Annotated in this window: 20 protein-coding genes; 13 read left to right on the top strand and 7 right to left on the bottom strand. The window is 62.0% G+C overall.

Annotated features, from left to right (window positions below; translation table 11 throughout):
• Positions 1-221: 221 nt before the first annotated feature.
• Complete coding sequence (locus tag MF609_RS15590) at positions 222-2474, bottom strand: AAA family ATPase (RefSeq protein ID WP_066667207.1); 2253 nt, start codon at positions 2472-2474, stop codon at positions 222-224.
• Between the two features lie 282 nt (positions 2475-2756).
• Positions 2757-3680, bottom strand: coding sequence for a LysR family transcriptional regulator (locus MF609_RS15585; protein ID WP_022674945.1), 924 nt, complete (start codon positions 3678-3680; stop codon positions 2757-2759).
• 110 nt (positions 3681-3790) lie between these two features.
• Here MF609_RS15585 and MF609_RS15580 point away from each other — a divergent pair, with 110 nt between their 5' ends.
• From MF609_RS15580 to MF609_RS15525, 12 genes are all read left to right on the top strand, one after another.
• Positions 3791-4948, top strand: coding sequence for a muconate/chloromuconate family cycloisomerase (locus tag MF609_RS15580; RefSeq protein WP_066667191.1), 1158 nt, complete (start codon positions 3791-3793; stop codon positions 4946-4948).
• Between the two features lie 5 nt (positions 4949-4953).
• On the top strand, positions 4954-5244 hold the full coding sequence (gene catC, locus MF609_RS15575) for a muconolactone Delta-isomerase (RefSeq protein WP_022674943.1): 291 nt from the start codon (positions 4954-4956) through the stop codon (positions 5242-5244).
• A gap of 62 nt (positions 5245-5306) precedes the next feature.
• Entirely contained in the window at positions 5307-6200 is an 894-nt protein-coding gene (locus tag MF609_RS15570; RefSeq protein WP_022674942.1) for a dioxygenase family protein, read from the top strand.
• A 24-nt stretch (positions 6201-6224) separates the two neighbouring features.
• Entirely contained in the window at positions 6225-7613 is a 1389-nt protein-coding gene (locus MF609_RS15565) for a Rieske 2Fe-2S domain-containing protein (RefSeq protein WP_022674941.1), read from the top strand.
• Positions 7610-8098, top strand: a complete 489-nt coding sequence (gene benB, locus MF609_RS15560) for a benzoate 1,2-dioxygenase small subunit (protein ID WP_022674940.1) — start codon at positions 7610-7612, stop codon at positions 8096-8098. Before MF609_RS15565 ends, benB begins: the two co-directional genes overlap by 4 nt.
• Before the next feature lie 21 nt (positions 8099-8119).
• The gene (benC, locus tag MF609_RS15555) at positions 8120-9151 is read left to right on the top strand and encodes a benzoate 1,2-dioxygenase electron transfer component BenC (RefSeq protein WP_022674939.1); all 1032 of its coding nucleotides are present in this window, start codon (positions 8120-8122) and stop codon (positions 9149-9151) included.
• On the top strand, positions 9148-9924 hold the full coding sequence (benD, locus tag MF609_RS15550) for a benzoate diol dehydrogenase BenD (protein ID WP_022674938.1): 777 nt from the start codon (positions 9148-9150) through the stop codon (positions 9922-9924). The genes benC and benD overlap by 4 nt, the downstream gene beginning before the upstream one ends.
• A gap of 10 nt (positions 9925-9934) precedes the next feature.
• Entirely contained in the window at positions 9935-10645 is a 711-nt protein-coding gene (locus tag MF609_RS15545; protein ID WP_022674937.1) for a CoA transferase subunit A, read from the top strand.
• Complete coding sequence (locus tag MF609_RS15540) at positions 10645-11313, top strand: 3-oxoacid CoA-transferase subunit B (protein WP_022674936.1); 669 nt, start codon at positions 10645-10647, stop codon at positions 11311-11313. The genes MF609_RS15545 and MF609_RS15540 overlap by 1 nt, the downstream gene beginning before the upstream one ends.
• Complete coding sequence (gene pcaD / locus MF609_RS15535; protein WP_066667190.1) at positions 11313-12089, top strand: 3-oxoadipate enol-lactonase; 777 nt, start codon at positions 11313-11315, stop codon at positions 12087-12089. Before MF609_RS15540 ends, pcaD begins: the two co-directional genes overlap by 1 nt.
• 6 nt (positions 12090-12095) lie before the next feature.
• A complete protein-coding gene (pcaF, locus tag MF609_RS15530; RefSeq protein ID WP_022674934.1) occupies positions 12096-13298 on the top strand; it encodes a 3-oxoadipyl-CoA thiolase in 1203 nt (400 codons plus the stop codon).
• A 31-nt stretch (positions 13299-13329) separates the two neighbouring features.
• Positions 13330-14667, top strand: a complete 1338-nt coding sequence (locus MF609_RS15525) for an MFS transporter (protein WP_022674933.1) — start codon at positions 13330-13332, stop codon at positions 14665-14667.
• 238 nt (positions 14668-14905) lie between these two features.
• Here the strand turns inward: MF609_RS15525 and MF609_RS15520 are convergent, their stop codons facing one another.
• The 5 genes from MF609_RS15520 to MF609_RS15500 form a co-directional block, all read right to left on the bottom strand.
• Positions 14906-15286 (bottom strand): nuclear transport factor 2 family protein, encoded by a 381-nt coding sequence (locus MF609_RS15520; protein WP_022674932.1) that lies wholly within the window; start codon positions 15284-15286, stop codon positions 14906-14908.
• Between the two features lie 202 nt (positions 15287-15488).
• Positions 15489-16334 carry a DMT family transporter gene (locus MF609_RS15515; protein ID WP_066667189.1) on the bottom strand — a complete coding sequence of 282 codons (846 nt, stop codon included), beginning with the start codon at positions 16332-16334 and terminating at the stop codon, positions 15489-15491.
• Between the two features lie 67 nt (positions 16335-16401).
• Positions 16402-18897: a TonB-dependent receptor gene (locus MF609_RS15510; protein WP_183937294.1), complete on the bottom strand. Its 2496-nt coding sequence runs from the start codon at positions 18895-18897 to the stop codon at positions 16402-16404.
• A gap of 642 nt (positions 18898-19539) precedes the next feature.
• Complete coding sequence (locus MF609_RS15505) at positions 19540-20448, bottom strand: transporter (RefSeq protein WP_066667187.1); 909 nt, start codon at positions 20446-20448, stop codon at positions 19540-19542.
• Between the two features lie 32 nt (positions 20449-20480).
• Complete coding sequence (locus MF609_RS15500) at positions 20481-22205, bottom strand: GMC family oxidoreductase (protein ID WP_066667186.1); 1725 nt, start codon at positions 22203-22205, stop codon at positions 20481-20483.
• 321 nt (positions 22206-22526) lie between these two features.
• On the opposite strand from MF609_RS15500, the gene MF609_RS15495 reads away from it, so the two are divergent.
• A complete protein-coding gene (locus MF609_RS15495; protein ID WP_022676122.1) occupies positions 22527-23993 on the top strand; it encodes a benzaldehyde dehydrogenase in 1467 nt (488 codons plus the stop codon).
• Positions 23994-24277: the final 284 nt, after the last annotated feature.

Here is a 24277-nt window from a genome sequence, read left to right as displayed (position 1 = left end):
CGAGTTCGGATGGCAATCGGCGTAAGCGGACGTTCGTTCAGCTACGGCTCGCCGATTACCACCCCGGCTCGCTGCGGTGGTGCCCTTGCCGATCAACACGTCGCCGATCGCCGAAATGGTCCACGGCGCTCCCAACCGCGTCTTTGCCTGCAAAATCCGGGCGGGTTGGTGTGTCGGATGAACGCCGGTGCCGTCAAGCGGGCGAAGGTGGCGCGCGGGGTCTAAGCCTCCGCGAGTGCCTTCAGGCCGCCGTAGTGGAGTGGTGCGACCGCCTCGATCATCTCGAGCAGGTAGATCGTGTTCTTCTGGGTTTCCGCCACGAGGGCTGGGTCGAACGACTTGCCGGTGTGGTGCGAGAGGTCATTGGCGAACTTGTAGATCGCCGTCTTCTTGTGCGGGTCGAAGTCGGTCTCCTCGAGCTTCCGGTGCAGGCTCCGGTTGGAGGGCACGTGGAAGTCGAGGAACGTCTCAAGCACCTTACGGGCTATGTTCGGGACGTGGTAGCAGCCGAGGATCGTCCCGTCCGACTTGAAGGTGTGCAGCACCTTGAACAGGTAGTGGTATTCGGTCGCGTGATCGATGAGTAACCGGTCGAGCGGCGCGAGGCGTGCGGAACGGCCTTCCTCCGTTTCGGAGCAGAGGACCATCGTGAAGGTCTTCTCCGCTCTGGGTCCTGGAATGTTCTGAAGCCAGTTGATGACTAGTCTGAGAAACTCGAAGTTATGGGTGAGGATGAAGAGTTGCTTGGCACCCTGCGTCCTGTTCTTCAGGAACGAGAAGGCTTGGTAGATCGCCGAGGCGTCGAGGCTTGAGATCGGGTCGTCGATGACCACCACTCCCTCCGACATGTCGAAGTCGCGGTCCGTCAGCTGCACTAGGAAGTATAGGAACGCGATCGCGGTCTTCTCACCCTCGCTGAGGCGCCTCGCCGGCCTGCCTCGTCGCATGACATGGTAGCCGTCCACGCCTGAGTCGAACCGTAGATCGGTCCTGCCCAGGAATTGACAAAGATCCCTCGTCAGGTTCTCTCCGCCCTTGTGCTCGTTCGAGACCTGAGCCTGCTTCGCCGCGATGGAGGCGTTCAGCGCCGCGATGCCGCGCACGTCCGGCAGGCCCTCGCCACCGTTCCGCAGCAGGGCGATCTCGACCGTGGCGGCGACTATCCGCTCGGCCAGCTCATCAGCCTGCCCCTTGATTGAACGCAGGTAATGTGCCTCGATCGCGTCACGCGACGTACTGCGTGCGCTGTCGAAGCCGGCGGTTTTCTCATTATGGCGCTCGATGATCGCGTTTAGGTTCGTGAAGGACTGCGCCAGCCTGGCCGTATCACTGGACGCCGTGGCCTCGTATGATCGGGTGCGGTTGGCCAACTTGCTCGTGAGCGTGGCGTCAACCTCGCCCAGCCGGGCCTTGAGCTCTATGAGCGCGGCGTCGAGTTCTTTGGTTGCTGCGTCGTAGCTGTCACGGAGTTCGGAATAAAGGGCGAGGCGGTCCGGCGCGATGATCCGGTTCAGGCCCTCGATTGCCGCTGACAACCGGTCGCGCTCGCGCTCGATGCGCGCCTTCAGTCGTTGGTCCTCCGCGCTGAAGTGGTCCGCCAAAGCTGCGAGCCGTTCAGCAGGCATCGGTCGCGCGCAGAATTCGCAGGTCTCCGAGGAATGCCGGCCGTGCAGGGATATGCCTTGCTCGACCCAGCTTGCGATGTCGGGCTTCCCCAACAGGCGTTCCAGGACATTCGACTGCGCGGACTCGGCCGCCAGGTCGCACGCGCGCAGCGCAGTGCCTCGCGCTACGGCGATGGCGCTCTCTGGTTCGTCAACGCCGATCCGGACGCTCGGCTCTTGGATTTGGACGATCGACGGCATCATGTCCTGGTGGACGGTGGTGTGGTGGAGGGCGAGTTCTTCGTCGGACAGCTGCTCGCCCCCGGTAAGATTCCGGAACGCGCCCTCCGCGTCAGGCTTGCGGTAGCTGCGCAGGGTCGCCCCGCTCGTCGCCTCGCCGATCGTCTTCGCGATGCCCGAGAACAAGCGCCCACGCTCCGTCTCCAGCTTGGCGACCGATGCGTCCAACTCCGCGATGCGCCGGAGGCGGGCGTCTCGTGTGTCGATCTCTGACTTGATCTCCGCCGCGACCAGCTTGTTCTCCTCACCCAAAATGAGGATGTGACGCAGCGGCCCGTCCAAACCGCCGATGTTCGCCTCGATGAAGTCGCTGTTGAACGCCCGCACCTTGCGCCCATACCGGGTTCCGCGCGCCAACGCGCCCGACTGGGTCTCGATTGTGAACTCTAGGTCAGGGTGATCCGCGTGCTCGCCCTCCTCGAGGCAGGCGAGCAGACGCGAGAGCGTCGTCTTGCCCGAGCCGTTCTCGCCATAGATCAGGTTGTATCGGTTCAGGTCGGGGACCTCAGGGCTGCGCGAATAGTCACCGAAGACCCCGAGGTTCTTGATCCTTCGTATCTGTGTGAGCACCGGCCCGCCTCCCCGAGCTTTGATTAGCATGGCGGATGTCAGACAAACAGAGCGCGATGTCCGATCGTCGACGCGCTTCCACCGACAGCCCGCCTCGCAGCTGGCGCCATGCAGGTTGCGGGGCTCGCGGCTCCTGCTGATCGGTTCCGACAAGAAGTAGGAGAGCAACTTTCAGCTGACCGCAGGCATCGACCTAGACTTGGGCGAGGCCATCGCGCAGGGAAGGTTTCGCGATGGCCCCTAAGCTTACTTAAAAAGAGGGCGTCGATGCTGCTAGTTTAGTTATACCGTGATCAACAGCGCTTCGGGCACAGGATATTTCCAGTCGTTGTACTTGCGCGCGATGATACGCATGAAAGCAGAGATTTCTGGTGAAAAATCGCCGACACGGTGGCTCATAATGATAGGTGAATGGGCGGGTTCTAGTAGCTCTAGGTAACGAACGTCGTCCGGGCGTGCTCGCTTTACGGATTCTGGAATGATGGCGACTCCCTCCTCCGCCGCCACTAAGCCAATCGCAATCTGCAATTCTCTAGCTTCGTGGATGACGCTGGGCGTGAGACCATTGTCATGAAACAGCGACAGAACTTGATCGGCGTAGCTCGGCCGCGGAGCGCTCGGGTAAAGGATTACTTTTTCGCGAGCGAGTGCCGCCAATGAAATGGGACCGCCGTCTATGCCCAGTGTGCTGGCAAGCGGTACCGCTGCGATTAGGGGTTCTCGTCGCAGGACGGTGCGTCGCACGGCAGGATCCTCAAATCGGATGCGCCCAAAGCCAATATCAATACGGCCTTCCTTTAGAGCAGCGATTTGATCAAGGGTCGTACTCTCCACCAGCGTCAACTCTACATCGGGTAGCTCGGAGCGAAACTCACGTATTAGTGCCGGCAGCCGGGCGTAGATCGTGGATGACACGAACCCAATCGTAAAGCGCCGCTTATCGGTCGCGATCGCGGCCTCCATCATCGCACGCATGTCTTCGACACGCCGCAGAATTTGCACGGCCTGATCGTGGAAGAAGTGCCCCATGGGCGTCAGGGAAAGCGGCCTGCTCGTACGATCGATCAATTCTGCACCGATCTCGGCTTCCAATTGCTGGATTGACCGGCTGAGGGGCGGCTGCGCCATGTGCAGCCGCTCTGCCGCCTTATTGAAATTCCGTTCGGCCGCGACGGTCACAAAATAGCGAAACTGACGAAGATCCATCGCTTGAATACCCTGTGAGTATCGTGAGCAAACCACATTGATCTTTGCGCGTCCAGCCCCTCCGACGTACCTATGCTGGGATAACGTAGAGCTGAGGATGTGGAGAGGTCATGGTCACGATCGCAGAGATCGATACCTTCATCGTCGATATTCCGACGATACGTCCGCATGTCCTAGCGATGGCGACGATGCATCACCAGTCGATCGTACTGGTGCGAATGCGCGACTCCGACGGTTTAGAAGGTATCGGTGAAGGCACGACGATCGGCGGCCTCAGCTACGGTGAGGAGAGCCCTGAAGGTATAAAACTCGCCATCGACAGCTACATCGCTCCTGTGCTCAGGACCTGCGACCCGACTAGAGTCGGCGCCGCCATGGCCAAGGTGACGCAAAGCGTTTTCGGCAACCATATCGCTAAGTGTGCGGTGGAGACGGCGCTTTTAGATTTGGCAGGCAAGCGCCTGGGAGTACCGGTGTCCGAGCTGATCGGTGGGGGACGCGTCCGCGACAGTCTTCCGGTTGCGTGGACGCTGGCGAGCGGTGACACCGCGCGCGACATCGAGGAAGCGGAGCGCGTTCTCGATCTTCGCCGGCATAACATCTTCAAGCTCAAGATCGGCAAGCGATCGGTCCGCGACGACGTCTCGCATGTCGCTGCCATCAAAAAGGCGGTTGGTGACCGCGGCAGCGTCCGTGTCGACGTCAACCAGAACTGGGATGAAGCACAGGCCGATCTCGGTATGCGTCTATTGCAAGATGCCGGTGTCGACCTCGTCGAGCAACCAGTCGCAAGGCATGCGCACGCATCGATGGCGCGGCTGTCGGCTAAGCACATCGTGCCGCTGATGGCGGACGAGGCGCTACATGGTCCCTGTGACGCCTTCGCTATTGCCGCCTGCTCGGGCGCCCGCATCTTCGCGGTGAAGATCGCGCAATCGGGTGGTCTGCTACCCGCACATGCTGTCGCGACGATTGCCCATGCCGGCGGTGTTGGCCTCTACGGCGGGACGATGCTTGAAGGCGGTGTCGGGACAGCGGCGTCGGCCCATCTGTGTGCAACCCTTCCGACGCTCGCATGGGGCACAGAGCTGTTCGGTCCGTTGCTGCTTACCCAGGACATACTGGCAGAACCGCTTCGCTACGCCGACTTCGAGCTCGCGGTCCCGACCGGTCCCGGCCTCGGTGTGGCGCTCGATGAGGACCGCGTGGCTTTCCATCGTCGAGACCGCACCGCACCCACACTCCACGTCGTTGCAGAGAGGGCCTGACGACCATGTTGTTCCAGGTAGAGATGGACGTGAACATACCGATCGGCTTCGACGCCGAAGAAGGCGCCCGCCTCAAAGCTGCCGAAAAGGCGCGGTTCCAGGATCTCCAGCGTGCGGGCACATGGCGGCACATCTGGCGGGTCGTAGGCCAATACGCGAATGTCAGCATCTTCGATGTCGCTTCGAATGCCGAACTGCATGACATTCTAATGAGCCTGCCGCTCTACCCTTTCATGACGATGCGGGTCACTGCCCTGTGCCGCCACCCGTCATCGCTCCACGACGACGACCGCTGAAGCAGCCGCAACTGATAGACCGCCCAAGGCGGCGACCAGATAGAATTCCAGGAGAGACCCCCATGGACGTTTCCTTCGTACAGACCCCCGCAATCCAGGACCTGCTCGACCGCGTTGCCGGTACAGCGTCAACCGACGGCAATCCTCGGGTGAAGGCCATCATGCGCGATCTCGTCGAAGCAACCATGACGATCATCGTCCGTCACGATATCAGTGAGAACGAGGTCTGGAGTGCGGTCAACTATCTGCAATCGGCTGCCGGAGAATTTGGCCTCCTCATGCCCGGTACGGGCATCGAGCATTTCCTCGACCTGTACATGGACGCCAAGGATGCGGAGGCGGGCAAGACCGGCGGCACACCGCGTACGATCGAAGGCCCCCTTTACGTCGAAGGCGCTCCGCTAGTCGAGAACGACGCCAATCTGACGGATGACCCGGATGAGACGACCACCCTCTACATGACAGGTCAGATCACGGGACCTGACGGGGAGGCGGTGAAGAATGCCATACTTCACGTCTGGCACGCGGACTCGCGTGGGTTCTACTCGCACTTCGATCCGACCCACGAACAGACGCCCTTCAATAACCGCCGGCGGATCAAGCTCGGCGACGATGGGCGCTACTCGTTCCATTCCAAGATGCCGAACGGCTATAGCGTCCCGCCGGGTGGTGCGTCAGATCAGCTGATGAAGGTCTTGGGTCGACACGGCAATCGCCCTGCCCACGTTCACTTCTTCATCGAGGCTCCCGGCTACAGGCAGCTGACGACACAAATCAACTTCGGTGACGATCCTTTCGCCGCGGACGACTTCGCCTTCGGCACCCGCGAAGGCCTGCTGCCCGTGCCGAACCGGCAGGGCGACAGCGCTCACATCGCTTTCGATTTCCAGCTGCAGCGCGCTGAGGTGGCAGACGACGAGGCCTTCTCAAACCGCGCCCGGCTCGCCGTCGCCTGACATTCGTCGCAAAGGAGAAGCACCATGACCGACCTTCGCGCAAATATCCGCGAACGCCTCGAAACCGCGGTCGTTGACGATCCCGCCACGGGCGCATTCCGCTGCCGACGCGACGTATTCACCGATCCGGCCCTGTTCGACCTCGAGATGAAGCACATCTTCGAGGGGAACTGGGTCTATCTCGCCCACGAGAGCCAGATACCGGAGAACAACGACTATTTCACGACCTTCATCGGCCGTCAGCCGATCATCATCACGCGCGACAAAACTGGCCAGCTCAACGCGGTCATCAATGCCTGCGCGCACCGGGGCGCGATGCTCTGCCGCAAGAAGCATGGCAACAAGGGCAGCTTCACCTGCCAGTTCCATGGTTGGACGTTCAGCAACGCGGGCAAGCTTCTCAAGGTTAAGGACGGCAAGACGGGAGACTACCCCGAGGCGTTCAACACTGAGGGTTCGCACGATCTGACCAAGGTAGCGCGTTTCGAGAACTACCGCGGTTTCCTGTTTGGCAGCATCAACCCCGACGTGCAGTCGTTGGAGGATTGGCTTGGCTCGACCCGCGTGATCATCGACCAGATGGTCGACCAGGCGCCAGAAGGGCTGGAGGTGCTTCGCGGGAACTCATCCTACGTCTACGACGGCAACTGGAAGCTTCAGATGGAGAATGGCGCGGACGGCTATCACGTCAGCGCAGTCCACTGGAATTACTCGGCAACGACCGGCCGGCGCAAGGAGGAGGCCACCAAGGCAGTCGACCCCGATGGTTGGTCGAAGAGCGTTGGCGGCGTCTACGGCTTCGACAACGGCCACATTCTGTTGTGGACACGGCTCCTCAACCCTGAGGTTCGCCCCGTATACGCACACCGCGAGGAGCTGGCGGAGCGACTGGGCGAGGAGCGTGCCAAGCCGATCGTCGATCAGACGCGCAACCTGTGCCTCTACCCCAATGTGTATCTGATGGACCAGTTCTCGACGCAGATCCGGGTCATCCGTCCGGTGAGCGTGGATAAGACCGAGGTCACGATCTACTGCTTCGCGCCGAAAGGCGAGGCGGACGCCGAAAGGGCGCTTCGCATCCGTCAGTACGAGGACTTCTTCAACGTCAGTGGGATGGGCACGCCTGACGATCTGGAGGAGTTCCGCTCCTGCCAGACCGCCTACGAAGGCGCAGGCGATTTGTGGAATGATCTGAGCCGCGGCGCTACGCACTGGATCGCGGGTCCTGATGAGAACGCCACGGCGATGGGTCTAGAGCCTACGCTCAGCGGCAATCGCAGCGAGGATGAGGGTCTGTTCGTGCGGCAGCACGAATATTGGGCGCAGACGTTGATCGCGGCCCTCGACAAGGACGATGGTGGCGACGGCGGCAGCACTGTCCGGCAGGTCGACCGTTTGCGGGTGGCAGCATGACACTCGCTTATGACCGGGTTGCCGCGTTCCTCTTTCGGGAGGCGCGGCTGCTCGACGATCGGCAGTGGGATGAATGGCTGACCTGCTACGCGCCCAACGCAGTGTTCTGGATGCCGGCTTGGGACGACGACGACAAACTGGTCGAAGACCCTCAGCGTGAGATTTCGCTGATCTACTATCCCAATCGGGATGGGCTGGAAGATCGCGTCTTCCGCATCAAGACCGAGCGATCGGGAGCAAGTATGCCCGAGCCACGTACGAACCATGCCGTCACAAACATTGAGGTGACGAGCGAGACAGACGGTGTGCTTGAGGTACGGTTCAACTGGCATACGCTCAGTCACCGCTACAAGGAGACGCTGAGCTTCTTCGGGACATCCTATTACACCATCGACGCGACTGGTGATCAGCCGGTCATTACCAACAAGAAGGTCGTGCTCAAGAACGACTACATCCGCCAGGTGATCGACATTTATCACATCTGACGCCGGGCTCGAGAGGATCACATGGGCTACCGTATCGCACTCAACTTCGAGGACGGCGCTACGCGCTTCATCGACTGCAACGCAGGCGAGAAGGTGCTCGACGCCGCGTTCCGCCAGAAGATCAACCTGCCGATGGACTGTTCGGACGGCGTATGCGGCACATGCAAGTGCCGCTGCGAGCAGGGCAGCTACGAGCTTGGCGACGAGTACATCGAAGAAGCGCTGACCGAGGACGAGGCGGAAGAAGGCATGGTCCTGACCTGCCAGATGCAGGTCTCGTCCGATTGCGTGATCGCAGTGCCGGTGCCGTCGTCGGCGTGCAAGGTGAAGCCCGCCATACATGGCGGCGAAGTTGCCAGCGTGGAGATGGTCTCCGACAGCACGATCATCCTCACGCTGCGGGTGGACGATCCCGCCGCTCTAGGCTTCCTCCCGGGCCAGTACGTGAACCTGATGGTTCCGGACACTGGGCAACACCGCTCCTATTCGTTCAGCTCCAAACCTGGCGCGGCGGAAGCCAGCTTCCTTATCCGCAACATTCCGGGCGGCCTGATGAGCAGCTGGCTTAGCGAGAAGGCGCAGCCCGGCGCTCGGATGAGCTTTGTCGGACCGCAGGGCAGCTTCTTTCTGCGAAACGTCGATCGCCCGACAATACTCCTCGCCGGTGGCACCGGCCTAGCGCCGATCCTGTCGATGTTGGAGGTCCTTGCTGATCAGGGCACCGAGCAGCCGCTTCACCTGATCTATGGCGTGACCAAAGATGGCGACATGGTCGAGATGGAGCGCATCGACGCTTTGGCCGCCCGCCTGCCGACGCTGACCTCTGCGGTATGCGTCGCCGATCCGGAGAGCGGACATCCCCTCAAGGGTTATGTCACCGAGCATCTTTCGGACGACCACCTCAACGCCGGTGACTGTGACATCTACCTGTGTGGACCGCCGCCCATGGTCGAGGCTGTACGCACCTTTCTGCGGGACAAGGGCGTTGAGCCAAAGCACTTCCACTACGAAAAATTCGCGCCCAGCGAGAGTTCGGTAAAGGCTGCGGCATGATCTTTGCCGACCGGTTCCGTGGCAAGACGATGGTCGTGACGGGCGCGGCGCAGGGCATCGGCCGCGGCGTTGCGCTACGTGCGGCCGCTGAAGGTGCGGCCGTCATGCTTGTCGATCGCGCCGACTTTGTCGCCGATGTCGCACATGAAGCAGGCAGGGCCGCGCGCGCCTTTGTTTGCGATCTCGAGACGAGCGAGGGTGCCGTATCGGCGATGCGCGCGGCCGAAACCGAGTTCGGCCGCGTCGACATCCTCGTCAACAATGTAGGCGGCGCGATCCGTATGCGACCGTTCGCCGAGTTTGAGCCGCAGCAGATAGAGGCCGAAATCCGGCGATCGCTCATGCCAACGCTCTGGAGCTGCCACGCCGTCCTGCCAATCATGCTCCACCAGGGAGTGGGTACGATCGTCAACGTCTCGTCCAACGCGACGCGTGGCATCCGACGGGTACCCTATTCGGCGGCCAAGGGCGGCATCAACGCAATGACCCAAAGCTTGGCGATGGAATACGGTGACCGCGGCATCCGGGTCGTTGCTACGGCGCCGGGCGGAACGCAGGCCCCGCCCCGCATGGTGCCGCGCAATCCCGACGGGGACGACGCACGTGAGCAGGCCTGGATGGCTGAGGCGGTCGAGCAGGTCACGACGTCCACGTTCCTCGGACGGTACGCGACGCTCGATGAGCAGATCGCGCCGATCCTCTTCCTCGCCTCGGACGAGGCATCGTACATCACCGGCTCCATCCTGCCCGTCGCGGGCGGTGACCTGGGCTGATCGGAGCGACATGAAGAACAAGGTCTACGACAATCCGGCGGCGGCCCTCGACGGGCTGCTTTTCGACGGCATGACGATCATGTCGGGCGGCTTCGGCCTGTCCGGCAATCCCGAAAGCCTGATCCCGGAAATTCGCGCAAGCGGGGTGAAGGGGCTGACCGTCATCTCCAACAACGCCGGCGCCGACGGCTTCGGCCTCTGGATGCTGCTGGAGACCCGACAGATCGCGAAGATGATCTCGTCGTACGTGGGCGAAAACAAGCTTTTCGAGCAGCAGTACCTCTCGGGCGAGCTTGACCTTGAACTTACGCCGCAAGGAACCTTGGCTGAGCGCATTCGTGCGGGCGGTGCGGGCATCCCGGCATTCTACACCAAAACGGGCGTCGGCACCGTCGTGGCGGAGGGCAAGCCCGTCGAGAACTTCGACGGAGAGGAGTACGTCCGCGAGACCTGGCTGCGATCCGACCTGTCGATCGTAAAGGCCTGGCGGGCGGACCCGGCGGGCAACCTCATGTTCCGCAAGACCGCGCGCAACTTCAACCCGAACATGGCGACAGCGGGTCGGGTCACTGTGGCGGAGGTCGAGGAGATCGTGGAAGCGGGCAGCTTCGACCCCGATTGCATCCACACGCCCGGCATCTTTGTCGACCGGGTCGTCCTGTCGACCATCAACGAGAAGCGGATCGAGAAGCTGACGGTTCGCGAGAAGGAGGACGCGTGATGGCCGGCGATACGAAGGGCTGGACCCGCGAACAGATGGCGGCGAGGGCCGCTCGCGAGCTGCAAGACGGGTTCTATGTCAATCTCGGCATCGGCATACCGACGCTGGTAGCCAACTACGTTCCTGAAGGTCTTGACGTGACGCTTCAGTCAGAAAACGGAATGCTCGGAATTGGCCCATTTCCTACGCGTGATGCGGTCGATCCTGATCTCATCAACGCCGGCAAGCAGACGATTACAGCGCTGCCCACGTCCAGCTTCTTCTCGTCGGCGGACAGCTTTGCGATGATCCGCGGCGGGCACATCGACATGGCCGTTCTCGGCGCGATGGAGGTCAGCGAGACTGGTGACATCGCGAACTGGACCATCCCGGGCAAGATGGTGAAAGGCATGGGCGGCGCGATGGATCTCGTCGCCGGCGTCAAGCGTGTTGTGGTCGTCATGGATCACGCCAACAAGGCAGGCGTATCTAAGATACTGCCGGCCTGCACCTTGCCGCTCACCGGCAAGGCGTGCGTTGATCTGATCATCACGGACCTGGCCGTTCTCGCATGCGACAAGCCTGGATTACGCCTGATCGAGCTGGCCCCAGGCATCACCGTGGACGAGGTGCGGGCGAAGACTGATGCATCATTCACAGACGAAACCGCGTTAGAGCGCGCTGCCTGATGCCTTTCATCCGATCGCAAGGCGCTGACATCTACTGGAAGGTCGAAGGCGACACCGCTGCTCCGTCGCTGGTGCTGCTGAATTCCATTGGGACCGACATGGACCTGTGGGACGCGGCAATTCCCGCGCTTAGGCATCGGTTCTCGCTTTTGCGCATCGACACCCGTGGTCACGGCGCATCCGATGCCCCGGCAGGAGACTATGAGCTGTCGATGCTCGCAGGCGACGTGGCAGCGGCTATGGATGCAGCTGACGTTGAAGCCGCATTGGTGGCGGGCGTGTCCCTGGGCGGCATGATCGCCATGCAGCTTGCAATGGACGCGCCGGAAAGAGTTACCGGCTTGGCGCTCATATGCACCTCGGCAACGATGGATCGATCCGCCTGGACGGCTCGGGTCGAGAAGGTGCGGGAGGAAGGCGTAGCTGGGATCGCTGACCTTGCCATGTCGCGGTTTCTATCGCCAAGCTTTGTGCAAGCCAGGCCCGAGATCGCCGCCAGCGTACGACGTGGCCTGCTCTGTATGGAGCCGGCAGGCTATGCCGGGTGCGCGGCTGCTATCCGTGACATGGACATCGCTGATCGCTTGCAAACAATCTCCGTTCCAACGCTCGTCGTCTCGGGGGACCGCGATACCTCGACACCGTTCGTCGGTCATGGCGAGCACCTGATCGAACGCATCTCGGGTGCTCAACATGTCATGCTCGATGCTGCTCACCTTGCTCCGCTTGACGCACCAAACGCCCTTGCCGACGCCATTATCGACGCCTTCGTCTGAGGTCCCATGCCTGACGCCTTCATCTGCGACGCCATCCGTACCCCCATCGGCAAGCTCAATGGCGGCCTGTCATCGATCCGCGCCGACGACCTCGCGGCCATCCCCATCCGCGAGCTCGCCGCACGCAACGCAGGCGTAGACTGGGAAACCGTTGACGACACGATCCTTGGTTGTGCCAACCAAGCGGGAGAGGACAATCGCAACGTCGCGCGCATGGCCGTGCTTTTGGCCGGGTTGCCTGAAGCCGTGCCAGGTACAACCGTCAATCGCCTCTGCGGCTCAGGCCTAAACGCTGTCGGCATCGCGGCGCAGGCGATACGCTGCGGGGATGCACAGTTCATAATCGCCGGCGGTGTCGAGAGCATGAGCAGGGCACCGTACGTGCTCGGCAAGGCTAATTCAGCCTTTGACCGCTCTCAGAAGATTGAGGACACGACGCTGGGATGGCGCTTCGTCAATCCCGCGATGCGTCACGCCTATGGCGTCGACTCCATGCCCGAAACCGGCGAGAACGTCGCTGACGTGTGGCGCGTATCACGCGAAGATCAGGACCGCTTCGCCCTCGCCAGCCAGGAGAAGGCCGCAGCAGCTATCGCTAGTGGTCGTGTGGCGGCTGAAATCGTGTCGGTCAGCGTTCCTCAGCGAAAGGGCGATCCGATCGATTTCTCACAGGATGAGCATCCGCGCGCGTCAAGCCTGGGCGCTCTTGCCAAGCTGAAGCCGGTGGTACGCCACGACGGTACGGTGACGGCGGGGAACGCCTCCGGGCTAAATGACGGCGCAGCAGCTATGCTCGTCGCCTCCGAAGACGCCGCATCACGTAACGGGCTTCGTCCTCGCGCACGTGTGCTTGGCATGGCAGCAGCTGGCATCGCGCCAAGGATCATGGGCGTCGGTCCGATCGAGGCGGCGCGCAAGCTGAGCAGGAATACCGGGATTAGCCTTGATCGGCTCGACGTGATCGAGCTGAATGAGGCATTCGCCAGTCAGGCCATCGCTACGTTGCGTGATCTTGGCATCGCGCAGGATGATCCGCGCGTAAATCGGAACGGAGGGGCTATTGCGTACGGCCATCCGCTCGGCATGTCGGGTGCGCGGATTACGATGACGGCCGTTGAGGAGCTGCATCGCACCGGTGGTCGCTACGCCATGGCATTCATGTGCATCGGCGTCGGCCAGGGGATCGCGCTCATGCTGGAGCGTGTCTGAGACGTCACCGATTTTGCAGGGGAGTAGGTCTATGGCAGGCACCGTGGTCAACGACATTGTCGACGAGGCCACGTTCGGCCGCTTCCACTGGACAATCGTCGTCCTCTGCGGCCTGCTCCTCATCGTCGATGGCTACGACGTCTTCATCTATGGCGCGATCCTGCCCCAGCTGATGGAACAGTGGGACCTCACCCCACCCCAGGCGGGCTCGCTCGCAAGCTGGGCGCTGTTCGGCATGATGATCGGCGCGCTAACCTTCGGATCGCTGGGCGACCGGATCGGGCGCAAGCGCTGCATCGCCATCTGCTTCTCCATCTTCAGCGTGTCGACGATCGTCAACGGCTTCGTCGGGAACACAACGGAGTTCGGGGTCATGCGCTTCCTGGCGGGACTAGGATGCGGTGGGCTCATGCCCAACGCCGTGGCGCTGACGAATGAATATGCACCGAAACGCCTGCGAACGACGCTCGTGGCGCTGATGTTCAGTGGCTACGCAGTCGGCGGCATGGTAGCCGCCGGGCTCGGCATCTGGCTGCTGCCGACGTTTGGTTGGCGTGCCATGTTCTTCGCTGCCGCGGTGCCTCTTTGTCTGCTCCCGATCGTGCTCTGGAAGCTACCTGAGTCGCTCGCCGTTCTGATACGTCGGGGGGACGAGGGACGTGCGAGTGCCATTCTGACGAAGATCGCACCCGGCCGCACGGTCCCGGGCGGCCAACTGGTCCTGCGGGACGCTAAAGCGGGCTCATCCTCCATCGCCGCGCTGTTTCACGATGGCCGGGCGGGTGGAACGCTGGCGCTGTGGACATGCTTCTTCTGCTGCCTGCTGATGGTGTACGCGCTCGGCTCCTGGCTGCCGCAGCTGATGCGCACCGCCGGCTACGGGCTCGGCTCGAGCCTGTCGTTTCTTCTTGCCCTCAACTTCGGCGGTATGTTCGGCGCCATCGGCGGCGGGCGGCTTGCCGACCGTTACGGACTGGTGCGCGTTGTGGTCAGTTCCTTCGCGATCGGCGCGACGTGTATCGCGCTGCTCGGCGCGAAGAGCCCGACGGCCGTCCTCTACCTGCTGATATTCGTCGCGGGAGCAGGCACGACGGGCACGCAGATCCTCCTCTACGCGACCGTGGCGGACTTCTACGGCGCTTCTATCAAGACGACGGGGCTCGGCTGGGCCTCGGGAGTCGGTCGGGTCGGAGCGATCGTCGGGCCGCTGCTGGGCGGACTGCTGCTCGCTGCCAAGCTGCCGATGGCGTTGAACTTCGTCGCTTTCGCGGTGCCGGGGCTGATCTCGGTCGCGGCGATGATGCTCTTCGCTCGGCGGTACAGGTCGCACGTTCCGGACGAGCTGCCGGGGGCCGCGCTACCCGCCTGAGGCCGTCAGCCGTCGGTGCCCGCATCAAGGACGTAGGCTCAGCAGAATCGGTCAGGGTAGGCAAGCCCATCGCCTGCCCGTGCGATCAGCGCATACTTCCCGGCTGTCTCACTGCAGGCTCCCTGTTACGAAGAACCGGCGGGCGCTCAAAGGCGGTACTCGATCGATAAATGGCTGGCAGCCTTCGGGACCGTACGGAGCAGGCTCAATGGCAGAATGTGGGAGTACGGACCCCTCATCAGAACATGCCGTTCGGGTTTTCAAAGTGGTCGGGGATAATTTGAAGCACATCCCAATGCTCGACGATACGACCCTCATCATCTAATCGGAAGATGTCGATGCCAGCGTAGTCGTGGTCTCCGGGCCAGTGCTGATGGCAGTGCAGGACCACGGTATTTCCTTCTGCAATAGTCCGCTTGAATTCGACTCTCTTGCCAGGCCACTCTCGTGCCATCCGCTCAAAATAGTCGATAAATGCCTGCTTTCCGGTAGCGACTTGAGGGTTGTGCTGGATATATTCTCCGCCGACATATTGCTTGATTGCCTCAGCAGGTCGGCAGTCGTTGAACATCATCTCGTAAAAGGCGATCACGTTCGCCTTATTTAGCTCCAATGACATCTAACAGCATCCTTCCCTGAGAAAACGATCCTCTTTTGAAATGGTGTCGCGAACGGCCGGTCCGGGATCGGGCGCTAATCCCAAGCCAGCGGACCTCCCGCTAGCATTCCCCTTTCACCATCCCGATCGGAGCAGTCGCCGGGCTTAGCGTACGACTTGAACCATCCTCTCACCGGCGCCCTTCCTAGACCATCAACATACGTCAGCTTCTGTCCCGTGTCGTGATCGCGACCCCCGCGGAGGCGACGATCAGGCCGGCGATCTGCACCGCGCCGAGCGCCTCCCCAAAGAGCATGAACGCCAGCACCGCCACGACGGGCGGCACAAGGTAGAACAGCGAGGCGACGACCGAGACCGCGCTGCGCCCGATCATCATCAGGAGCAAGGTCATCCCGCCGACCGACAGGCCGATTACCGACCAGGTTAGCGCGCTCCACGCCTCCCAGCTGCCATCGAAGCGCATATCCTCGGTCAGGAGCGCGACGGGCGCGATGACGAGGCCCGAGGCGGCGAATTGGATCGCCGCGCCGACGCGTAGGTCAACGCCACCGCCGCTGCGCTTCTGCCAGATGGTGCCGAGCGTGATGGCGACGGTCGCCAGCGCCGCGACCGCGACGGTGACGGGAGCCGCCGCGTGGACGGACGAGGTCACCTGCGGGGCGAGCACCATTGTCGCGCCGATCAAGCCGACCAGGATTCCCATCCACTGCCGACGGGTGACGCGGTCGCCAAGCATCGGCCCGGCCAGCGCTGCGGTCAGGAGCGGCTGCAGGCCTGTGATGAGGGCGCAGACCGCTGCCGGCAGGCCATGGCTGACTGACCAGAACACGCCCGCCAGATAAATTCCCTGGAGCAGGAGGCCAGCGACGACCGCGTTCGCCCACAACCGCGGTTCGCGGGGCCTGGACGCACCGGCGAGCGCAGCTAAGCCGGTGAATATGGCCGTACCGCACGCGAAGCGGATGGTCAGGAAAGTGAGCGGGTCCGCGTGGCCCGCGACGAGGCGTGCGACCAAAAAGCCAGTCGCCCAGATGCTGACGAACAGCATCGGGGCGACCGTAACGAGGTCGGGAAGCGACCGGGACCTACCGGACACTTGCCCGTGGAGAGAGGGTTCAGAAATTGATCGTGCCTTCGACCGTGAACATGCGCGGCGGGCCGTACGTCACCTCGGCATAGCCGGATGCTGCGGTGAGGGACGAATTGCCGCTGCCAATATAGGCCTTGTTGGTCAGATTGGTGACGCCCGCAGCGATGCTGTAGCGGTCGGCCCGGTCGGCGTAACGCAAGGTCGCGTTGACCAGCGCATACTTGTTCTGGGCGATCTGCTCGGTGTTCGGCGCGTCGAAGTAGGTCTTGCTGCGGTACGCGACGTCGACGCGCGGAGTGAGCGAACCCGAGCTCAACGGGATGCGGTAGGCGAACCCGCCGTTGAGGCTCCACTTCGGCGTATAGGCCTGCATGTCGTCGAGGTCGACGCGACCTAGCGCGCCAGGCGCAAGGTTCGCCTGCCCGGCATTGAGCGCGTTCGTGAAGCTGTCGTAGCCAAAATCCGTGTATCCGACGCCGAAATTGATCAGCAGCGGACCGATCGGGCTGACGGTTCCTTCGACCTCGAAGCCATTGATCGTCGCCTCGCCGGCGTTGCGCACGACCGGGGCGACGCCCTCGCGCACAACGATCTGGATGTCCTTGTATTTCGACTTGAAGGCTGCGGCGGAAAGCCGGAGCGTGCGGCCGATGAGCAGCTTGCCGCCGATCTCGTACGACGTCACCTGCTCGGGGTCGAATTCGGGCAGAAATTCCCGACCCGTCGGCGCGTTGGGCGAGATGACGGGCTGCACGATGCGGGTGTTGAAGCCGCCGCTCTTGAAGCCCTGCGAGTAGCTCGCATAGGTCATGAGCTCCGGTGTCCACTGATATTGCAGCGTCGCCGCGGGCGTGAACTTGCTGTTGGTCTTCGAGTTGAGGACCGGGTTGAAGAGGAAGGTCCGGGAGCCGGTGCAGGTCGCGGCCACCGCGCCCGTGCGCTGCGGCCCGAGGCAGACGTTCTGGGCGTTCAGCGGCGCGGGATAGGCCACGTTGTAGCCGACGTTCGTGTAGCCGTAGCCGCTGACGGCGGCGGTCTCGAACGGCGTGGCCTCCTTCTTGTCGCGGGTGTAGCGGAGGCCGACCGTCAGGTTCAGCTTGTCCGTGATCGCGAAGGACTCCTGCGTAAAGATCGCCAGCGATTCATTCTTGATGTCGGCGTTGTTGTTGAGGCCGCCGACGCGCAGTTCCTCGCCGGTGGTGGCGCTGATCTGCGACGGGAGGAAGACCGGGTAGAACTGGTAGTCGGTCTCGCGAAAATAGTAGGCGCCGAATTGGTACTTGAGGCGGCCGTTGGGGGTCTCGCCAAGGAACTGCAGCTCCTGGGTGAACTGCTTTATGTTGTCCTGGTTGACGGTCTCGAGGATGCGCAGCGGCGTGTTGTCGGCGTCGCGGATCGAGAAAGGGTTGGTCTCGCGATAGGCAGTGATCGACTTGACGGTCAGCCAGTCGGCGACGTCGTACTGGAGTGTCAGGCCGATGCCGTACATCTCCAGCTCGGACCGGCTGGGCGCGTTGGAGGCGACCTTGAAGGGGCCGAGGGCCGAGTACTGGTTGTTGGCGCAGCGGCGATCGTTGTTCTCCGGCACCGGCGTGACGGGGTTCGTCAGCGCGAAGCCGGGACAACCCGCGATTACCGAGGCGAAGCGGACGAACGCGGCGCTGGTGTTGATCCCGCCGAAGACGGTCGGCGACCCGTTCACGTCGTCCTTGGTGTAGTCGCCGATCAGCAGCGCCTCGAACTTGTCACTCGGCTTCCACAGCAGGCTTGCACGGGCCGCAAATGTGTTGACGTCACCGAAGTCGCGTCCGTCGAGGATGTTGGTGACGTAGCCGTCGCGGATGCGCTTGGTGGCCGCGAACCGTACCGCCAGCGTCTCGCTCACCGGGAGGTTGAGGACGCCGCGCAGATCCGCGCGCTTATAGTCACCGAGCGTCCAGCCAACGTTGCCGGACACGCCGGAGAAGTTTGGGCGCGCGGAGAAGACCTGGATGGCACCGCCGACGGTGTTGCGACCGAACAGCGTCCCCTGCGGGCCGCGGAGCACCTCGACGCGCTCAACATCAAGTAGCGATATGGCGGTTCCACTGGCGCGTGCGAAGTAGACGCCGTCGACGTAGAAGCCAACGCCGGGATCGGTCGAGGCCAGGAAGTCGGTCTGACCGACGCCGCGGATGAAAATCGCGGAGGACGAGCTGTTGCCGGATGCGGGCGCAACCGCGCTGAATTGGACATTGGGAGCGAGCTGGGTGAGCTTGTCGGAGGAGTCGATCTGACGCTCGGCGAGCGCGCTGCCCCCGAACGCCGCGACGGAAATAGGGACGTTCTGGATGCTCTCCTCGCGACGGCGCGCCGTCACGACGATGTCGCCAATGCCTCCAGGTTCCTCGGCGATGGGGTCGGACTGCTGTACGGGTGGGGCGGAGGCCGCCGGGGCCGGCGCGGCCTGTGCTGCCGAGGTGCCCGCCTCAACGACGGGCTGTTCCGGTGGCGTTTGGGCGGGAATGGTGGTCTGTGCCAAGGCAGGGGCGGGAACCACGCCAAGACCGATCGCGAGTGCCGTGCTGGACACAGTTCGGCGGATGGTCGCCGTGTAGCTTCGATGAGCCTTCATGTATTTCCTCCCCGTTCGCTCGACTGCCGGGGCTCCGCCCGGTCAGAACGCGTTCGTTGACGAAAGTTAGGAAGAAGTCTTTCCGAACGTCCAATACAGATGAGGTATGCGATCGATACCTAGGAGGTCGGTGACACCAACAAGGCAAATCAGTCTTTCGGGAATATCAAGTATGCCCCCGCCAAAGAATTCTTAGCCGATACCGGCATGGTATGTAAATCGATGGCACACCAATGATCTGTAGAAGCGGGTGAGCCCTTTGGAACGTTCGTCGGCGGCGCTGGATATGCCCCCCCCACGCTTGCGAGTTCGCGCACGGGGCGGGGCGCCTGCAAAGCCGGAAGTGCGAATGCGGCAGCAGCGCGGAGTCGCAACCGAGGTGGTCGCTGGCGCCCTCCAATAGCTCAGGGGTGTTCACGCGTTGAGGCAACCACCGAGGCTTCAGCGGCGCGAAGTTGGCAGATTGACGCTGGGGGAACATAAGGAAGGTGGGTCGATCGCCGCAGCGACCGGCCCACCTCGGCTTCGAGCTTGGTTCCGCAGGGTCGGTCAGAGGATTTTTAGGACCCGCACCTGAATTCGGGCAGCTTCGTTGAAGCCCTCTCGTGATTGTACGTCACGTCCGCCGATCAGCTCGAGCTGCCACTTCGGCGCGACGAATTTTTGGATCGCCAGTCTAATCTGCTGACGCTCAGAGCGCTGACCGGTATAGACGCCGTCGAGGTGCTCCTTGCCTCCCCACATACTCGCGGTGCCGATGGCGATCGTCGTCTTCTTGTCGGGCAAGGCGTACCGAAGCCAGCTCTGGACATGGTAGACGGGCTTCTTCGTCAACCGCTGGCTGAGCGCGCCGACGTCATTGTTGACCGTGAAGAAGTTCACGTCGCCGTAGAGATCGAGGGTGACGTTCTTGCCTAGCCCCTGGATGAAGCCAATCTGCGGATCGAACGACCACCGATTATTGCCGAAGTTGACGGCCTTGTTGCGGTCGTACGTCCCGGTAGGGATACCCACGATCGGCGAGAAGCCGAGATACGTCGAATAGTTATCGCTCGGCTTGTTAACAAACCAGATCGTCGCAAAGACGAGAACGTCTCCGATACCGGTGGATGATCCCAGATTCTGCCCACCAACCCGAGCATCATGGACCGACCCCACCGGTACGATGATTTGCGGATCGACGACGAACGGCCCGAGTTTCGTGAAGTGGACGTAGCGCAGCAGCGCGACCGATGTGTTGAGATTGGTGTCGTCCTTCAGCTCCCCGCCGCCTGGAAGCTTGAGCTTGTCGCGGTTGATGAACTGGCCGTAGACCAGCGCGAGGTCGGTGCCGGGGGGTAGCGCCGTGTAGTCACCGGGGTCGACCGCTGTCTGAGCTTGAACGGGTATGGCGGCAGCAAAGCCCAGCAGGGCGGCGGACGTCGCCAGGACGCCACGGATCGTTGCCGAAATCGGCATGGTGCATTCCCCTCTTTTTTGATCGTGTTCGTTTAGGCGGTGATGGCGCTGGCAGCCTGCTCCCCGATGATGACGCAGCCTGCCATGGTATTGCCGGTCGTTACGCGAGGCATGATCGAGGCGTCCGCGATGCGGAGGCCCTGGATGCCGTGAACGCGCAACTGCCCGTCCACGACGGACATGTTATCCCGACCCATCTTGGCGGTGCAGCTCTGGTGCCAGTAGGTCACCGCCGCGTTGCGGGCGAAGTCCTGGAGGTCGGCGCCAGTGATCTTCCCCGGCATAACCTCCCGCTTGTTGAAAGCCGCGAGTGGACCGGTATTGCCGATCTCGCGGCAAAGCTCGATGCAACGGAGCATTGCCGTCATGTCATCGGGCTCAGCGAAGGTATTTGCCGCAATGTTGACCGGGGAACTGGGGTCCGCACCGGTGATGGTGATCTCACCGCGGCTCTTCGGACGCACCACGGCAGGTGATAGCGACCAGCTTCCAGCAGGCGGGTTGTACTGCTTGCCCGTGACTTCACTCACGTAGGGAATCTCGATCTGGAACGGCTGCAAATCCGGCGTGTCGAGCTTGGAGTCACTCTTCCAAAAGAAAGTTGCCTCGGCGGCATTGTTGCGCGGCGCGATCGGCTCTTTGTACTCCCAGACGCAACCCGCGATCATCACGTGATCCTGGAAGTTCTTGCCGACACCCGGGAGGTCCGCGACGACAGGAATGCCGAATTTGCGAAGCTGCGCCGCCTCGCCGATGCCCGACTGCATCAGGATCTTGGGCGTGTTGATCGCGCCGGTCGAAAGAATTACCTCGCGCGTCGCACCGATGGTCATCAGCTTTCCGCCATGGGTGAACTCGACCCCAGTGACGCGCGTGCCCTTGGTGGTGAGCTTGCGGATCGTCGCCTGCGTGAGGACCGTGATGTTCGGCCGATCCAGAATCGGCCGGACATAGGTGCTGAACACGTTGAGGCGCTCGCCGGGCTTGTAGCGAACGTTGGGGATCGCAGCCCCGCCGACGCCCTCCATCAGGATGGCGTTCTGATCAGGGAAAGTCGGGATCCCAACGCCTTTGCACGATGCGAGCATCGCGGGCGCAATGGGCGAAGGATTTGGTGTTTCGCCGACATATACAAGACCACCCTTGCCTCGTCGGTGCGCATCGGCAGGACCTTGGTAATCCTCAATGCGGCGGTAAATTCCGAGCACGTTCTCGTAGCTCCAGCGCGGATCACCGGACTCACTCGCGAAATAGTCCCAGTCGTTCTTGTGACCACGCGACCAGATCATAACGTTGATCGACGATCCGCCGCCCAGGACCTTGCCCATCGATAATGGGATTTCGCGATTGTTGATCTTGGGATTTGGCGCGCCCTTGAAGCCCCAGTCCCGCTCGCTACCGAGGTTTGTGAACCAAACGCCAGGATTGGTAACGCTCGGCACCTGATCGCTGCCGCCTGCCTCAAGAAGCAGCACTTTGACCGCCGGGTTTTCAGCGAGACGGCGCGCGACAACCGACCCGGACGAACCGGCGCCACAAACGATATAATCGTACTGCTTTTGGAGTGCCGCGCCAAGCTGAAGCTGATTTTCGCGGGCGGCCTGCGCGAATGCGGCCCGGCTCACAGCAGTTGTGGAAGCGATTCCCGCCATTGCGGCAACTCGCAAGAAGTCACGCCGCTCGAGCCGCCCCTGCATCAAGCCATCCTCAGCGGCGAGGACTGCGTTGAGCGCCCGAATGCTCGCGTCGTCGTTCATCAATCCTCTCCTTGCGGCAATGGCGCCGCATCGTGTCGCTTCGGCTCCAGCCGAACGCATCGCCGCTTTTCGTGCGTGTCGATTTCAGGAGCGTAATGACGAGAGTCGACTGCCGTCCAATACAGATCTTGTATCTATCCAATACCCTGACGGTAGCTCGCCACGGTCGCCTGCGTACCACCAATTGGCTTGTAGACCGAAAACAACGCCTAAATTAGGGTCATCATATCCACTGGGTATCGGTGAGCGACCTCAACGGTCTTTGCGGCCCGATGTTGATCGAAGGTACGCTATGCCAAACGAAAAGCTAGGAGAGCGGAAGTGACGGACAGCACAAAACTGATCGGAGACGAGCAGCTTAGCGGCGGGGCGTTCACCGGGAGCTGGACAACGCTGTCGACAACGACAGACGTTCAAGAACCTGCAACGGGAGCGACGTTAGGCAAGATCGGCATCGCCAGCCCCGACGACATCGCGGCGGCTGCCGCGAGTGCGCGCGCCGCTCAGAAGGCATGGGCCTCCGATACTCCGGATAATCGGGCAGCCGTTTTTCCAAAGGTTGTGCAGGTTGCAACCGAGCGGTGGGACGAGATCGTCGAGTGGATCATGCGCGAGAGTGGATCGGTCAGAGCGAAGGCCGAATTCGAACTGTCTATAACCATCAAGTCGATCTCGCTTGCGGGTGCCATGCCACAGCAAGCGCAGGGGCTTGTGCTGCCGAGCGAGCGTGGGCGCATCAGCCTCGCCCGTCGCCGACCGTTAGGCGTCGTAGGCATCATCGCCCCGTTCAACTTTCCGCTCTATCTGGCGATGCGCGCAGTCGCACCAGCGATCGCGGTCGGCAATGCAGTTGTGCTAAAACCCGATCCGCGCACGTCCATTTGTGGCGGCTTCGTGATCGCCCGGTTGTTCGAGCTTGCGGGTCTACCAAATGGCGTCCTCCAGGTACTGCCGGGACGCGGCGACGCGGGCGAGGCGCTGTGCCGTGATCCGAACGTCGCCATGATTCAATTTACTGGATCTACCGCCGCTGGTCGGATGGTAGGCAAGACGGCCAGCGAAAACCTGAAAAAGGTCTCGCTGGAACTTGGCGGTAAAAATTCTTTGATCGTCCTCGAAGACGCGGATCTCGAACTGGCAGCCAAGAATGCCTCATGGGCGAGCTATCTTCATCAGGGACAGATTTGCATGTCTGCAGGGCGGGTGCTGGTGCATGCGACCATCGTCGAGGAGTTCACCAAGCGCCTCGTAGCTCACGCGGAAGCGCTGCCGGTGGGCGATCCAATGTCCGGGCAGGTCGCGGTTGGACCGCTCATCAACCAGACGCAAGCCGACCACGCCCGCAAGGTCCTAGATGGAAGCGTTGCCCAAGGTGCGAAGGTAGCTGCGGGTGGCACGTCCGATGGTTTGTTTTTCAAGCCGACCGTGCTGACAGGGGTAAGCAAGGACATGCCTGCGTTCAGCGACGAAATCTTCGGGCCTGTGGCGGTTGTCGTACCGTTCGAGAGTGATGAACAGGCGATCGCGCTCGCCAACGACACTGAATACGGCCTGTCCGCGGCGATCATCACCCGCGACGTTGGACGCGGTATGGCCATTGGTGACCGCCTTCAGGCGGGTCTGGTCCACATCAACGACCAAACCGTGAACGACGACGTCGTTAACCCTTTCGGTGGTGTCGGAGCATCTGGTAACGGAACATCGATCGGCGGCCCGGCGAACTGGGAAGAGTTTACGCATTGGCAGTGGACGACCATCAAGGGAACAGCACCCGCTTACCCTTTCTAGAATGCCTTCGAAAATTATAGTTCGATTGAAATGTGAGGTGTGCCACGAGGACTGTGGCATACCCGTCAATGAACACACGCAAACCCATAACGCTTGGCCGCTGATCGGTACCAGGCGGTGTTCGACGCCGCATTGAAACGAATCTACATAGAGCGAGGATTAAGACATAACCTCACCCATGTGTCCAAGCATCGAGGTGGAGCACCCGACTGTCTCGCGGGCCTATCGTTTGTAGGACAGTCGCCAGCAGTAAATTCAACGCGCCGACACCGTCTTGCGAGCGC

This window comes from Sphingomonas panni (genome assembly GCF_022664435.1).
In the GTDB taxonomy this organism is placed as follows: Bacteria; Pseudomonadota; Alphaproteobacteria; order Sphingomonadales; family Sphingomonadaceae; genus Sphingomonas; species Sphingomonas panni.
This window is presented reverse-complemented; position numbering and strand designations above follow the sequence as displayed.